General features: G+C 33.4%; 15 protein-coding genes and 1 pseudogene. 6 read left to right on the forward strand and 10 right to left on the reverse strand.

The genetic code is table 11. The features are described from left to right. Positions 1-30: 30 nt before the first annotated feature. The 3 genes from EGX95_RS15640 to EGX95_RS15650 all read left to right on the forward strand — a co-directional run bounded on the left by EGX95_RS15640 (position 31) and on the right by EGX95_RS15650 (position 1,539). A complete protein-coding gene (locus EGX95_RS15640; protein WP_002028123.1) occupies positions 31-477 on the forward strand; it encodes a DMT family transporter in 447 nt (148 codons plus the stop codon). Positions 478-490: 13 nt separating this feature from the next. Then, positions 491-955: a DMT family transporter gene (locus EGX95_RS15645; RefSeq protein ID WP_000965819.1), complete on the forward strand. Its 465-nt coding sequence runs from the start codon at positions 491-493 to the stop codon at positions 953-955. 89 nt (positions 956-1,044) lie between these two features. Then, the gene (locus tag EGX95_RS15650) at positions 1,045-1,539 is read left to right on the forward strand and encodes a hypothetical protein (RefSeq protein WP_033674952.1); all 495 of its coding nucleotides are present in this window, start codon (positions 1,045-1,047) and stop codon (positions 1,537-1,539) included. Between the two features lie 40 nt (positions 1,540-1,579). Here EGX95_RS15650 and EGX95_RS15655 read toward each other — a convergent pair. The 4 genes and pseudogenes from EGX95_RS15655 to EGX95_RS15670 form a co-directional block, all read right to left on the reverse strand. Then, a pseudogene (locus EGX95_RS15655) lies at positions 1,580-1,906 on the reverse strand (MBL fold metallo-hydrolase); the annotation flags it as partial. A gap of 5 nt (positions 1,907-1,911) precedes the next feature. Further along, a complete protein-coding gene (locus tag EGX95_RS15660) occupies positions 1,912-2,775 on the reverse strand; it encodes a DUF4097 family beta strand repeat-containing protein (protein WP_000608742.1) in 864 nt (287 codons plus the stop codon). Continuing rightward, complete coding sequence (locus tag EGX95_RS15665; RefSeq protein WP_123805648.1) at positions 2,765-3,328, reverse strand: HAAS signaling domain-containing protein; 564 nt, start codon at positions 3,326-3,328, stop codon at positions 2,765-2,767. The genes EGX95_RS15660 and EGX95_RS15665 overlap by 11 nt, the downstream gene beginning before the upstream one ends. Further along, the gene (locus EGX95_RS15670) at positions 3,315-3,644 is read right to left on the reverse strand and encodes a PadR family transcriptional regulator (RefSeq protein ID WP_001102641.1); all 330 of its coding nucleotides are present in this window, start codon (positions 3,642-3,644) and stop codon (positions 3,315-3,317) included. Before EGX95_RS15670 ends, EGX95_RS15665 begins: the two co-directional genes overlap by 14 nt. A 316-nt stretch (positions 3,645-3,960) precedes the next feature. Here EGX95_RS15670 and EGX95_RS15675 point away from each other — a divergent pair, with 316 nt between their 5' ends. Further along, the gene (locus EGX95_RS15675; protein WP_000643776.1) at positions 3,961-4,980 is read left to right on the forward strand and encodes a zinc-binding alcohol dehydrogenase family protein; all 1,020 of its coding nucleotides are present in this window, start codon (positions 3,961-3,963) and stop codon (positions 4,978-4,980) included. Between the two features lie 48 nt (positions 4,981-5,028). Here the strand turns inward: EGX95_RS15675 and EGX95_RS15680 are convergent, their stop codons facing one another. Both EGX95_RS15680 and EGX95_RS15685 read right to left on the reverse strand, forming a co-directional pair. After that, complete coding sequence (locus EGX95_RS15680) at positions 5,029-6,420, reverse strand: amino acid permease (protein WP_001284419.1); 1,392 nt, start codon at positions 6,418-6,420, stop codon at positions 5,029-5,031. A 575-nt stretch (positions 6,421-6,995) separates the two neighbouring features. Further along, entirely contained in the window at positions 6,996-8,195 is a 1,200-nt protein-coding gene (locus EGX95_RS15685) for a multidrug effflux MFS transporter (protein WP_000757991.1), read from the reverse strand. Positions 8,196-8,561: 366 nt separating this feature from the next. Here EGX95_RS15685 and EGX95_RS15690 point away from each other — a divergent pair, with 366 nt between their 5' ends. Beyond that, complete coding sequence (locus tag EGX95_RS15690; RefSeq protein WP_000570015.1) at positions 8,562-9,128, forward strand: DUF5823 family protein; 567 nt, start codon at positions 8,562-8,564, stop codon at positions 9,126-9,128. 43 nt (positions 9,129-9,171) lie between these two features. Here the strand turns inward: EGX95_RS15690 and EGX95_RS15695 are convergent, their stop codons facing one another. The 4 genes from EGX95_RS15695 to EGX95_RS15710 all read right to left on the reverse strand — a co-directional run bounded on the left by EGX95_RS15695 (position 9,172) and on the right by EGX95_RS15710 (position 12,022). Then, a complete protein-coding gene (locus EGX95_RS15695; protein WP_000390460.1) occupies positions 9,172-9,396 on the reverse strand; it encodes a hemolysin XhlA family protein in 225 nt (74 codons plus the stop codon). A gap of 320 nt (positions 9,397-9,716) precedes the next feature. Next, entirely contained in the window at positions 9,717-9,995 is a 279-nt protein-coding gene (locus EGX95_RS15700; RefSeq protein WP_000865001.1) for a hypothetical protein, read from the reverse strand. A 998-nt stretch (positions 9,996-10,993) separates the two neighbouring features. Beyond that, positions 10,994-11,656, reverse strand: a complete 663-nt coding sequence (gene bshB2 / locus EGX95_RS15705; RefSeq protein ID WP_000439461.1) for a bacillithiol biosynthesis deacetylase BshB2 — start codon at positions 11,654-11,656, stop codon at positions 10,994-10,996. 15 nt (positions 11,657-11,671) lie between these two features. Beyond that, positions 11,672-12,022: a YojF family protein gene (locus EGX95_RS15710; protein WP_000407043.1), complete on the reverse strand. Its 351-nt coding sequence runs from the start codon at positions 12,020-12,022 to the stop codon at positions 11,672-11,674. Between the two features lie 251 nt (positions 12,023-12,273). Between EGX95_RS15710 and EGX95_RS15715 the strand changes: the two genes are divergently transcribed. Beyond that, positions 12,274-13,599, forward strand: a complete 1,326-nt coding sequence (locus EGX95_RS15715; RefSeq protein ID WP_001992897.1) for an ArsB/NhaD family transporter — start codon at positions 12,274-12,276, stop codon at positions 13,597-13,599. Positions 13,600-13,649 lie beyond the last annotated feature (50 nt).

Genomic DNA, 13,649 nt, shown 5'->3' on the forward strand with positions numbered 1-13,649 from the left:
CAATTTCAGCATGATACAGTCATTACAAATATGAAATACAAAGGGGATATTACATTGTATAACTTTCTTTCTGTCTTTATTGGTGTGCTCATCGCCGTTATGCTTCCACTGAACGGGATTTTATCTGAGTTAATTGGCAAGTACACAGCGAGCGTTGTCATTCACCTTGTCGGTTTAATTGCAGTTATTTTCGTTTTAATTATAAACAAACATAAAATCCATTTTGATAAAAGTATTCCACTTTTTTTATATAGCGCTGGAGCGATTGGAGTATTCACTGTTCTTTTTAACAATATAAGTTTCTCCGTCCTTGGTGCCTCTATTACGATCGCATTAAGTTTACTCGGTCAATCCATTGCTTCCATCGTTATTGATCATTTCGGTTTATTAGGAATGAAAGTTGCAAAGTTTGAAAAGAAAAAACTAATTGGATTATGTTTCATCTCTTCTGGAATTATAATCATGACAATTTATTAATGGAGGCAAGAAAATGTTATATATTACAATCGCTATTTTAGCTGGTGTTTCTATCGTTGTTGCTAGAATTATTAACGCGAATTTAGCAAAGAAAATTGGCAATTGGGAAGGCACGTTTTTTAATTATATTACTGGCTTATTTTTCTCTATGTTATTTTTAATGTTCAGTTCAGATTCATTTTACATTCCAATGCATACGTTACAGTCCATTCCTATCGCTGTATATTTAGGCGGATTAGTAGGCGTTATCGTTATTTCATTATCGAACTATATTACTCCTAAAATATCAGCATTTTATTTAACGTTACTCATCTTTATCGGACAATTATTTGCAGGAACTATCATTGATTTCTTCCTAACAAATGAACTCTCAACTGGAAAGATTATCGGAGGTGTTTTCGTATTAATTGGGCTTACTTACAATTTACTCGTTGATCGCCCAATAAAAACAGTGAAACATAACCACGTTCAACTATAATACTTTATGCTTACCTATCATATATTAATAGAAAAGCTCTTCATACGAAGTAATAGAGAGGAGAATATTCTATTAAGAAAATTATTTTACTGCTTTGTAGCACATTGATTATTTGCGGGATCATATGGTTTGTAAACTCTGGAAAATCTATTCAAGATTTGTATACAGCAAATAAGCCAAAGAAAAAAGCTACTATTATTTCAACGCAAAGGGATCCAAATGAGCCCCCTGTCTTCTTAGGAAAACAGGAAATAAAAGATATACATGTCGAATCCATTAAAACAAAAAAGGATATCTTCCTCACAAAAACAGATGAATTAAAAACGTTTATTAATAGTATGGATACCGCAAAAAAAGGAAAATTAACATTAGATGAAGAAGGATCAGATTTAATAGATTGTGATATGTGGATTACTTTTGAGGATGGAACTTATAAAAAATATTTCATATGGGTAGTTGATCATCACAGTAACGAAGTGATGATTGCTCAGCAAGATACTCCTGATGATGTAAACCTCAAGTACTATCAATTAAATGAAGATAGCTCAAAAAAGGTTTATAACTTATTCAAAAAAATTATTTAAACGAAAAAGTCATGAGCACGTAAGCTCATGACTTTTTGCACTATATATATTCCGGGAACACTTTACAACCCTTTTCCTGCTCTATATCATGACCAAAGAAAATAATTGGTTTCTCTTTCGCCACAACTTCTTTTAAACGTTTAATTGAAGATAAAGCTAATTCCGAATCAAATCCCGCAAACGGCACTTCATCTTCAAAATTTTCTTTCGTATAAGATGCATCAATCGTTAATAGTACAGGACCCCATTTTTCTGTCTCAATTAATAGCGACTGATGGCCTGGAGAATGGCCTGGCGTATACAATAACCGAACACCTGGTACCACTTCATAATCCCCTTCAATGATTTTGTAGTTTAAATTTGGCAGATATGCTATTGTTTTTCCACTGTAATATTTCCGTTATGTGTATTTAATTTAATTACATTTTCTCCTTTTCCAATAACGGTATTTCCATTATATTTATCAAGGATATTCGCTCTACCATTATCAACAGCAACATTAAATTGAACATTAGTTGGTTCTTTTTCCGTTTCAATATTAATTTTTCCATTGTGAGTCGTAAAATTGAGATTTCGATCCAGTTCATTCGTTTTCAGAGTAAGACTTCCATTTTTAGTTTGCCCCTCTATTTCACCTTCAACATGGTCTAGCATTATTCGTCCGTTGTTCGATTTCACATGAATATTTTGTGCCAATACATCTTTGAAATCCATAATTCCATTGTTTGTTTCCGCGATAATTTTTGGCGAATTGATTTCTCTTAATTCAACACGTCCATTGCTTGTATTGATATTAAAATTTGTTGCGTTTAGTTTTTTAGCAGAAACATAGCCATTATTATTGGAAACTTTTAATGATTCATATTGTTTTTCAGGTAGATACACATTTAATGTTAATGGCGCCAACACTTCAGAAATATTAAAGTTGAACCAACTCTGTTGTTTTTCTTTATAAGAAATAAGAAGCGTTGAATCTTTCTCATCCGTAGCTAATGTTCTTTTTACGTTTGGATTAACCTCACCATCTAATTTTACTTTCACGTTACTACCTGTTGTAGGGTTGATGTTAACACGAACATTATTCGTATCGATAATGACGCTTGACACATTATTATTAATGGCCTTTTCTTCTGAAATTGGTACCGCAGCAATTGAACGATAAGTGAATAAACTTCCGATAATACCAATAATGAAAATAATACCTGCAATGATTGAGAAACTCTTCTTATTTATCATGCTTCAAACCACCTTTTACTAGTGCTATATTGAACTTTAAATAACGAACAAATCCTTTCGTTGCTAACTTCGTTAAAAATAACATAGCAATAACAATGAAATATCCAAGTCCACAAAGTGCTAAAGAAACGAAAAGATTAAATAACAAGAATGTATTTGGATGTATAATCGTATCAACTAAAACAAGTAATGGTGCACCTAAAAATGAGATACCTAGAACCCAACCTGAAAAAATCAATGCCGCTAATGTAATTGCAGGTGCAAGTACGATTAACAAATTGAAAAAACCTAATCCAATTACTGCCCAAATTGCACGAAAAACATTTCCTGTTGTTGCACTTGTTGTTACTTTCTCAATATGATAATCTGCTAATAACTCTTTGGCGATTTGAGCTGGAGAACCTAATGAAGCTACAATTTCTTCTTCACTTTTCTCTTCCTCTAATCCGAAAGTAAAATGTTCTTCATAATCTTTTAAAATATCTGCACGCTCTTTTTCAGATAATCTTTTTAGAGATGCATTTAATTGTTGTAAAAATTCATTTTTCGTCATTACTTACACCTTCTTTTATTAATTGATTGACACCTTGTGAGAACTCATTCCATTCCCTCAAAAGTTGGTACAAATACGTTCTACCTTTATCCGTCAGCGTATAATACTTCCTTGAAGGACCTTCTGAAGACTCCTGTAAATACGTTGTAAAATATTCTTCTTTAGTTAATCTACGCAGTAGAGGATAAACAGACCCTTCTGATATTTCAATTCGATTGGAAATACTTCGAACTAATTCATACCCATAACGGTCTTGCTTATCAAGTAAGACAAGAACACAAAGTTCTAAAACTCCTTTTTTAAATTGTACATTCAATATTCATTCACCCTATTCTAATTGATGTTCACTACTATTTATTATTCAGTACTGTTTTATAATAAGTAACCACAAGTATAATATAACACTTGGTATTATTCATTGCAAGGTACACTGGAAAAATAAGTATAACTTTCATCCAACGCCTATAAAATCAAAACGATGGCGGATCCTCTCCAGTTACACGGTACTACATGATGCTGAAACAGGCCTTTTACAAAATAGAAGGGACTTAACTTTTTTACATAATGACGCTCCACCTACTATAATAAAAATAAAAGAGTAAATGACTCTTACTTTAATGGAGGGAATACAAATGAAAGCAATTGGTTTACATGAATACTTACCTATTGAAGAAGAAAACAGTTTAATTGATATGGAAGTTGAAAGACCTGTTGCTACAGGAAGAGATATACTCGTTAAAATTAACGCTATTTCCGTTAATCCAGTTGATACAAAAGTTCGCTCTCCGAAAGATAAAAAAGAAGAAGTAGCGAAAATACTTGGCTGGGATGCGAGTGGTGTTGTTGTACAAACTGGCGAAAGTTGTACGTTATTTAAAGAAGGCGATGAAGTGTTTTACGCTGGAAGCATTACGAGACAAGGTACATATAGTGAATACCACCTCGTTGATGAAAGAATCGTTGGTAAAAAACCAAAAACGTTAAGTGATGCTGAATCTGCAGCACTTCCGTTAACAGCTATTACAGCTTGGGAAGGTTTATTCGAACGTTTAGGTATTGATTATAATAAGAAAGATACGAACTCCTTTAAAAACATTTTAATTATAGGCGGTGCTGGTGGTGTAGGTTCAATTGCCATTCAACTTGCGAAATGGGCCGGACTAAATGTTATCACAACTGCATCCCGCAATGAAACGATACACTGGGTTGAAAAATTCGGTGCCGATTATATCATTAACCATCACCAACCTTTACAAGAACAAATATTAGAGTTTGGGCTAAAAGATGTAGATTATATTTTCTGCCTAAACAATACAGATCAACATTGGCAAGCAATATGTGACCTCATTAAACCACAAGGAAAAATTTGCTCTATCGTAGAAAATGAACACCCTCTTGAGATGGGCATTTTAAAAAGTAAAAGTGCTACACTCGTTTGGGAATTTATGTTTACAAAAGCGATGTATGAAACTGGAGACATGATTACGCAACACGAACTATTAAATAAAGTAAGCGAACTACTAGATGAAGGCATTTTAAAGACTACTTTAAATGAAACATTCACACCAATTAACGCTGAAAATGTAAAAAAAGCACATGCCCTGCTTGAAAGCGGAAGTACAATTGGGAAAATCGTTTTAGAAAAGTTTTAATAACAAAAAGTCCGATTTCCAAATAAGAAATCGGACTTTTTACTATCTTTATTTACTTGAAATCTCTTGATCATTTTGAACGTCTAACGGAGTTCGCTTCCCTATTCCGAAAGCATAGAAACTAATTGTAACGATAGCTAAGAAAATAATACCTACAACTAGTGAAATGCGCGTATCATCGTTAAACCACATTCCGATTAATACCATAATTAAAAAGGCAATTGTTAAATAGTTTGTAACAGGAGCAAACGGCATTTTGAACGGATGATCTTTCATCTCTGCTCCCTTTTCTTTTCTAAAATTAATTTGGCTAATTAAAATGACAAACCATGGTACCATACCAGGAAGTACACTCGCACTATATACATATACGAATAAGTTTTTTGGTGCAATATAACTTAGAACTACACCGACCGCTAAACCGATAATTACGCCAACTGTACCGAATAAAGGTACACCATTTCCAGAAAGTTTCGTGAAATATTTCGGTGCTTGTCCATTTACACCTAACGTATATAGCATACGACCAGCACTATAAATACCACTATTACAACCAGACATTGCTGCTGTAATAACAACAAAGTTAATTAATCCCGCAGCAGCCGTAATACCAACTTTCGCAAAAGTTGCTACGAATGGACTTCCAATTGTACTTAATTGATCCCACGGATACACAGTTACAATAACGAAAATCGCACCGATGTAGAAAATTAAAATACGCCAAATTGTACTTTGAATCGCTCTTGTAAGTGTCTTCTTCGGATCCTTCGCTTCACCAGCAGTAATACCGATTAATTCTACACCTTGATACGCTCCTACTACAAGTGATAATGCAAAGAAGAATCCAGAAAAACCACCTGTAAAGAAACCACCATTTGACCAAAGATTCGATATGCCAATCGCTTCTCCACCGTTACCAATTCCAAAGAAAATAAGTCCAAATCCCGCAATAATCATTAATAGAATTGTAACGATTTTAATCATCGCAAACCAAAATTCAAATTCACCAAATGACTTAACAGAAATTAAGTTAGCTGCGCCAAGAATAACCATTGCAATTACACCTGGTATCCAAGCTGGTAAGTCAGGGAACCAATATTGCATATACGCCCCCACCGCGATAATCTCTGACATCCCAACGATAACCCACTGGAACCAGTTACTCCACGCTGTCATGTAACCAGCTAACGGGTGAATATACTTATGACCGAACGTTGCAAATGATCCTGTACTTGGCTCCATATACAACATTTCTCCCATGGCACGCATGATGAAGAAGATAAAAATACCTGCAATTGCATACGCAAGCATAACTGACGGACCTGTCCATTTAATCGTGCTGGCTGACCCCATAAACAAACCAACACCAATCGTTCCGCCTAAAGCAATCATTTGAATATGACGTGCTTCTAAACCTCTTTTCAATTCTTTGTTTGCCACTTCACTTCCCCCTCTTAGATGATTCATAGCCGCATTTTAAAACAAGATGCTTTCCCCTAATTCCTTTCGGCCCTGAAAATGATGAAGCAAACGTCATTTTACACTAGCTTTAAAGCTATCCTAAAATCGTTTTTATTGCTTCTTATAAAATTCTCAAAACCTTTCATCTTCCAATATTCTATAAATCTTAAAATTACTTACCTTATATTAATTCATTAATCTGAAAAATTCAATTATTTTTTCAATAAATTATTATACATAAGTCTGATTAATTTTTAACTAAATTAACAATAAAATACATCTATTCAATATGATTCCGGCATGTATATTATTACAATATAAATAACCGAGGAGAGCATTTTTTCCTCGGTTTCACATCTCATGTACTTCAATCGTTATAGTTGATAACGTAATTTCCCACGCGTCCAATTCATATACCAACCAGAAATTTAATATATTAATAAACTACTAACTTTTTTAATCTAATTTTGAGGCAGGAATCTTACTGCCTCAAAACAGCGGGATAAAATATAAAAGAGTCTCATTTTTAATGAGACCCTTTTACCATTACATATTTAAATCGTTTTTGAAGTTTGTTTACCTAAAATAAACACTTTAGTAAACACTGTCATGATAACGACTATAGCTAGAAAATAAAGTGGCATCACTAGTAACGAGCCCGTATGCAGCTGACTCATTCCCCAAATTGTCATCGTTACAATTACATAGTACCCTAAGCTAAACAATGCACCTGCTGTACCAATAACATCTTGAAAATCTACTAATGCTAAACTTAAACAGTTAGGTAGCGCTACTCCGATTCCTAATAGCAATATAAACATCGCTACTAAAAATACAACCATATATATTGCATTCGGATTTGGTCCAACAAACGTAATAACAGATAAAAGGATAGCTCCTCCTGTCATTACGAGACAACCGATATATATAATTTTCTCTGGTTTATAAGTAGCAAGTAAACGTTTCGAAACTTTCGCTCCAACAATAGAAGCAGACGCTACAACAATTCCTAAAAATCCATACATACTAGGCGATAATTGAAAGTATTCAATAAAGATAAACGGTGCTTCTGCATAATAGCTAAATAAAACACCATTTGCTCCTCCAATTAATAGCCCATACGTTACTACTTTCGGATTTGTAATTAACCTCTTCAAGACTGAAAACACATTTATTTTATTCGTCACTGAGCCCGTTTTTGTTTCCGGAAGAGAAACAAACGTATACAGAAAAATCCCGATACTCATAACTACTAAACTCAAAAATACGATTTTAAATCCAAACATTTGATCAAGAAAGCCACCAATTAACGGTCCTATCGCTGGTGTAAAAGCAATAACTGCCGAAATTTGAGCAAACATAACGTGGCGCTTATGCCCCTCTACACTTTCACGTAGAATCGTTTGTGTCACAACTGATCCTGCACTTGCTCCAAACGCTTGAATAAAACGACTTACTAATAAAACTTCAATGGAATTTGTAATAAAGCATAAGAAACTCCCAACGCCATATACGACAATTCCAAGTAACATTGCTGGGCGACGGCCAATTATATCTGATAACCATCCAATAAAAAATACACCTAAAGCAAATCCAGCAAAATACACACTAAGCGTTAACTGTACCTCATTATTACTTACATGTAACGCCTTTGAAATGTCCGGTAAAGACGGTGTGTAGATCGTTTCACTAATTTGCGGAAATGCGACAAGAATAATCATTAACAAAAGTGATGGTACTGAGACTTTTTTCATTTTTCATACCCTCCTATAACTTTGAAAATCTCAGAAATAAAAAGACTTTCCTTAGCTACGGAACAGGAGGGGCCATGATAGAAATTCGCTCATAAAACAACAAAGAAAACACCTCAATTACGTATGTTAATACTTATAGGAGGGTAATATTAACATTGATTTTTTAAATACACTTTTTCAATTATATTACATATTGCGTTTCTTTTTCTATTATTCGGCCTTGGCAGATTTATTAAAGAGATACCTTGAATCAACAACCTTTTTACGGAATAATTAGAAATAGTTTGAATCAATAGATTTAATTATTAAACGATAGACTAGCATATTTCTAATTTCGCCAAGCTTACAAACAGGAGGACTTTCGTAATGATTGAAATTTTAAGGACACTATTAAACTTCCTAATTTCTCTATTCTCAGGAGAATTACCAATTGTATATTATGTATGGATTATTAGCCTATTCCTAATTCAAATAACCCAATCTACTCTGAACTATAAGCTTTTTAACAAGAAAGATAATTTCAGCACTTATATATTGGAAGGATTACTCGCTTTTATTATTTTATTGTTTGGAGGAATATTAGTATCTAAGTTACTTGCTTACATAATAGACGACCCTACTATTAGTATGACGAATGTAACACATTATTTTGTTTCTCTTATCATATTAACTATATTTGTCTTAATAACCTGCGTTAAAGACTTTATAGAGAGATCTATAAAGAATAAAAATATATCTCTTTTTAGCTTTTTAGTAATTTCCTTACTAACAAGTATACTTTCATTCAAGTTTTTATCACCTTTAATTGAAGGTTCTTTTTCTCTTTCTAAATCTTTTATAACTACTTTAATCATTCTTGTAACTATATCAATCCCTCTATTAATTTCCTTAGAGGATAAGTATGCAGATGAAAAAGAAACGGAAAATGTATAACTTCTTATTTACATAAAAGAAAGAGGGAGCTCCCCTCTTTCTTTTAAATCATCCCTTTTAATATCAATCCTAAAACTGACATTATTATCGTACTAATAATAATACGCAAAATCCAAGTTGTGTTTGTACTTATTTTTTCTAATTGCTTATTAATTGTTGCTATGTCTTTCTCATTAATAGTAGTACGCGTTTCTAAAGCACGAATGTCTCTCATAATTTCTTTTTGGTCGGCCTTGAGACTGTCAATTTTAGCGTAAACATCTTCCATATATTCACACCCTCTGTTCATCTTAATAGAAAAATCTATATATATTATGAGACAACCCTCTTACCGGTGAATACATTCCGTATATGTGCGCACCAAATTATTTGCACAATCTAATTATGTTTCCATTCTTCTATATTAAAATTAGCGTTAGGATAAATTAAATATAGAAAAGGAATCCCTTGTTTATGTAACAGCAAACAAGGTGCTCTCCAGCATACGAGAGCACCTAAGATAATTTCTATTGTTTTCATCACCATTTTCATGTTTACTAACTCAATATAGTCAGTATGATTTTATGAAGAGTCTACTTTGTTAGCTGCTTAATGTATACTAATAGTAATACGAAATAGTTCCATTGATAAACTCTCTAGAACAATAAATATACTGGCGGAAACAGACCTATACCCAATATTTTTTCCAGTAACATGAATGGTTATTTCTAATAAATGCGTTTGTATACCATTGTTTTCAAAAATACCATCCTCAATCTTTACAATATCTGCTTCACAATCTACTTCTTTAAAAGTTTTCATTAATTTTCTTTCCAATAAACTACAATCAAAGTTCTCATCTTTTATTACAGCAAATTTAACCTTCATATCGATTTCCCCATTTTTAGCAAACTAAAATCATTAAATCTATATAAATATATATTATTCTATTAAACAATTCAAAATATATGTTTCTTATAAACCATTACTAAATTCCAGTTCTAAGGCTTTATATAAAAAAGAAAACAAAAAAAGTGAAATTCTAATCATTAAGAGGGGTATCTATCCCCCACTAATTGTTTAGTTGAACTAACCAGACATTTACAAGATTAAAAAATTACTCTTTCAATCGCTAAACTAATTAATATATAATCCCCCTGTTTTCAGTGGCTCAAATTTTTTCATTTTTAATTCATGAATTCTGAGAACTTTTTGCTTTAATATTAATTAGTCGCTTCTTAAATTCTGTAATATTGGAAATAACTATATAGTGAAACAAATTAACTATTAGGAGTGCTATTGATGTTTGATATACTTCGTCTCTTAATTTTTTTCTCATTGCTATCTTTTTATTTTTCTCCATAATAATGGAATTTAAAAAACCTCAAAAAAGTGTATTTTGGTTTTCGATTGAAGTCTTATCTCTTCTAGGAATTGTAATGCTTTTTAAAGATTTTTTATCAAAAATATAACTTAACCCACGAATAATCACATGTTTCAAATACGATATCTTTATCTGTTGAACGACCTTATCTCTCGTTAAAAAATCTTGTTTTCACCCTATTTCTTAACAAGGGCTCTAGCCTTAAGTTGTCTTTTCTTTATAAAAAATAGCCTGCCTATTTCTGTAGGCGGGATATATCTTTATTACACCATACAAAAAGTATACTCTCTTCTCCACTTGAACTTTATGTAATAATACAGATTCCAAATAATGATAAAAGCAACAAACTTTCTTATAACATCCTCATTCTAGTAAGAAAGTAGCTAAAGCTGTCCTATCTTTAGAAAGGGATGATGCTAATATTGTTAATAGCACAAAAAAGCACCGTCACAAGTGACGGCGCTTTTTCTATGTAAGAGCTACTAGAAGGTTCCCTTCTAGTCTACTCCCATTTATAAGTCCAAAATTGTTCAAGTTGCAACCATTTTAATGTTGCTGCATCTTTGTTTTTAATTTTCGCGTGTGTTTCTTCAAGCATCGCTTCTGTTTGCGAACGGTGCGCACCTAGTGCAGCTAATTTATGCTCAAATACTTCACTAATATTATTTACAACATCCGGCTCACCGAGTACAGCTTCGCGATTTTTCGTAATCGCAACCGCATGAATAACTGGACGTTCTTCTTTTGACATACGTGATACAGCTCGAACTACAGCGCGGCCAAATGCATCATGATCTGGATGTACGCCGTGCTCTGGATAAAATGTAATAATTCGAGATGGATTTACTTCTTGAATAATCGCTTCAATTTTGTCTGCAACGAAATCAACATCTTCAAATTCTAACGTTTTATCATGGAAACCAAGCATTCTTAAATCTTTGATTCCCATCGCTTCACATGCATCTTTTAATTCTTTTTCACGGATATTCGGAATCGTTTCACGGTTAGCAAATACGTTCTTACCCATGTTACGTCCCATTTGTCCTAGCGTACCGCACGCATACGTTACAGGTACTCCTTGATCTGTTAATAAGCGAATTGTTCCTCCCGCCGCAAATGCTTCATCATCTGGATGCGGAAATACAACAAGTACATGTCTCTCCATAAGTTTCCCTCCTTCTTACTTAAATGGCGTTAAGCTTAACTCAAGTGCAACTGCTAAGCGGCCTTGGTTATCGTGCCCTGCAAGTAATAAACGCTCTTTATCGTCTACTTCCCAGTGCGTAATACCTTCTGCATATACCCAGCCATGATCCATCTTTAGACCAACTCGGTATGGGTTTGTTCCAGTAATCTTTCCGCGCTCAAAGCGAATCATTGCATTTCGAATGAATGCTCCAACTGTCATCATCTTTTCATTAAAGTGTGACGCGTACGCTCCATTCGTCGTTTCTAAATGAATATATACATCTTTATTTACAAAACGTTCAATTTCATTTTGAATAAGAGAACTATCTTTTACTATTTCCATCGGAATTCACCTCTTTAAACCATTTTACGCAAAAATAATGTAAATTGCTATCTCTATATTAGAGGACAACTCTCACTTTTCCTAATAATTTGCACTGTGTTTCTTTATTTTTTTATATCATATGTAAAAAACACATTTTTTCCTTCACTTTGTTAAATAGTTTTCTTTCTTTTTTGAATTTGCTACAATAAAAATTATGCAGAAGGATGCATGTTTACAATTGAATACATACTTTAAAGAAGGTGACATGATTGGAACAATCAGCACATGAAGTAGCAAATTGGCAATATTATTTTGCAATTGCCGTATTTTTAGTCACGTACGGATTTATTATTTCTGAGAAATTGAATCGTGCTGTAATTGCACTATTCGGTGCTGCTATTATGATTATTTTTGGAATTGTAGATTTACATACCGCTTTCACATCACATATTCAATGGGAAACGATCACCCTTTTAATTGGGATGATGATTCTCGTACATATTACGAGTCAATCAGGCGTCTTTGAATTTGTGGCCATTAAAGCAGCGAAGGCAGCTGGTGGAAAACCAATCCGTATTTTATTACTGCTCTCCCTATTAACCGCTGTCGGATCAGCATTTTTGGACAACGTAACAACCGTATTATTAATCGTACCTGTTACGCTATCCATTACACGTATTTTAAAAGTTAATCCTGTTCCTTATTTGATTTCAGAAGTATTATTTTCAAATATAGGCGGAACAGCAACATTAATCGGTGATCCACCTAATATTATGATCGGATCAGCAAATAAGCATTTAGACTTCAATGCCTTTTTACTTAACTTAGCTCCTATCGTAATTATTATTTCTATCGTGACACTTGGCATTATTTACTTTATGTATCGCAATAAACTAAAAACAACAACTGAGCAAATCGAAAAACTTATGGTATTAAACGAGAAAGATTATATTAAAGATCAAAGCCTCCTTTTAAAATCGATCACGATTTTGGGACTAACTATTTTAGGGTTTATCCTTCATTCTGTTATTCATGTAGACGCTGCGGTTGTCGCGATGACAGGCGCTACACTTCTTATGCTAATCGGCGTGAAAGAACATGATATTGAAGATGTATTTGCCCACGTTGAATGGGTAACTATTTTCTTCTTCACTGGACTATTCGTTCTCGTTGGCGGGTTAATTGATATCGGACTTATTTCTTCACTCGCAAAAGAAGTAATCGGCGTCACAAATGGCGATATCGGTTTCGCCGCTATACTTATTTTATGGGTATCAGGTATCGCATCTGCGACCATTGACAATATCCCATTTGTCGCAACAATGATCCCGCTTATTCAAGATTTAGCTACAGGACTCGGACTATCTGTCGATTCCCCGCAAATCGAAGTATTATGGTGGGCTTTATCACTTGGAGCTTGCTTAGGAGGAAACGGAACATTAATCGGAGCATCCGCAAACGTAGTCGTTGCTGGTATTGCTAAACGTGAAGGACATGCTTTCTCTTATATGGACTTCTTAAAAATTGGTTTACCGTTAACAATCATTGCATTACTATTATCACATGCTTATATATATTTACGTTATTTAATGTAAAAGTTGTATTGCATGAAATTATATCGACGATTTTTAAAATATATCAACGA

The sequence above is a fragment of the Bacillus sp. FDAARGOS_527 genome, from assembly GCF_003812125.1.
Lineage (GTDB): Bacteria > Bacillota > Bacilli > Bacillales > Bacillaceae_G > Bacillus_A > Bacillus_A paranthracis.

Excerpts from the sequence above, each read along its gene's own strand:
- EGX95_RS15640 (WP_002028123.1), top strand. The coding sequence starts at position 31 with ATGAAATACAAAGGGGATATTACATTGTATAACTTTCTTTCTGTCTTT.
- EGX95_RS15645 (WP_000965819.1), top strand. The coding sequence starts at position 491 with ATGTTATATATTACAATCGCTATTTTAGCTGGTGTTTCTATCGTTGTT.
- EGX95_RS15660 (WP_000608742.1), bottom strand. The coding sequence starts at position 2,775 with ATGATAAATAAGAAGAGTTTCTCAATCATTGCAGGTATTATTTTCATT.
- EGX95_RS15665 (WP_123805648.1), bottom strand. The coding sequence starts at position 3,328 with ATGACGAAAAATGAATTTTTACAACAATTAAATGCATCTCTAAAAAGA.
- EGX95_RS15675 (WP_000643776.1), top strand. The coding sequence starts at position 3,961 with ATGAAAGCAATTGGTTTACATGAATACTTACCTATTGAAGAAGAAAAC.
- EGX95_RS15685 (WP_000757991.1), bottom strand. The coding sequence starts at position 8,195 with ATGAAAAAAGTCTCAGTACCATCACTTTTGTTAATGATTATTCTTGTC.
- EGX95_RS15690 (WP_000570015.1), top strand. The coding sequence starts at position 8,562 with ATGATTGAAATTTTAAGGACACTATTAAACTTCCTAATTTCTCTATTC.
- EGX95_RS15695 (WP_000390460.1), bottom strand. The coding sequence starts at position 9,396 with ATGGAAGATGTTTACGCTAAAATTGACAGTCTCAAGGCCGACCAAAAA.
- EGX95_RS15700 (WP_000865001.1), bottom strand. The coding sequence starts at position 9,995 with ATGAAGGTTAAATTTGCTGTAATAAAAGATGAGAACTTTGATTGTAGT.
- bshB2 (WP_000439461.1), bottom strand. The coding sequence starts at position 11,656 with ATGGAGAGACATGTACTTGTTGTATTTCCGCATCCAGATGATGAAGCA.
- EGX95_RS15710 (WP_000407043.1), bottom strand. The coding sequence starts at position 12,022 with ATGGAAATAGTAAAAGATAGTTCTCTTATTCAAAATGAAATTGAACGT.